General features: G+C 34.5%; 1 pseudogene. It reads right to left on the bottom strand.

Annotation, left to right across the window (positions count from 1 at the left end):
* Window positions 1–592 (bottom strand): annotated as a pseudogene (locus BZK14_RS13025) (secretion protein HlyD); the annotation flags it as partial.
* Between the last annotated feature and the right edge of the window lie 39 nt (window positions 593–631).

Genomic DNA, 631 nt, shown 5'->3' with positions numbered 1-631 from the left:
TACTGGATGCTCCTTGTTGAGCCAATGATTGTGTTAATTTCAATTCTTCTTCCACCAATTCAAATGACCGTTGTAAACTACTGATGGATTCTTCCAATGCTTTTTTCCGAGTATTATATAAACGTGCTTCAGAAGAGGTTAATGCAGGGAAATTTTTCAACTCATTTGGAAAATTTAAATCACTGCCATCCACCTCTGCTTTTAAACGAGCAATACTTGCCAAACCTGCTCGATATTTAGCGGCACTTTCTTCGACATTCGCCTCTGTTTTCGTTAAATCTAATTGTACTAGAATTTGATCTTTTTCAACGACATCGCCTTCTTTTACATATAATTCAGAAATAATTCCGCCTTCCAATGATTGGATCACTTGATCCTTTGAAGTCGGTACAACTTTTCCCATACCACTAGATACTTCAACTAATATGGCAAAATAAGACCAAATTAATAAAGCTGCCATTAATAAAAAACTGACCCAAATGATACGAGATGACTTAACAATCTCTGCATCATTAATCTGGTCACTATATCGACGTTTATCCTCATCATAATCTAATAATAGAATACGATCATCTTTCGACATACGAGTCATAAAATCCCTTTAATATTATTGAGTTTTGCCAGATAATTT

Source organism: Wohlfahrtiimonas larvae, assembly GCF_002006755.1.
In the GTDB taxonomy this organism is placed as follows: domain Bacteria; phylum Pseudomonadota; class Gammaproteobacteria; order Cardiobacteriales; family Wohlfahrtiimonadaceae; genus Wohlfahrtiimonas; species Wohlfahrtiimonas larvae.
This window is presented reverse-complemented; position numbering and strand designations above follow the sequence as displayed.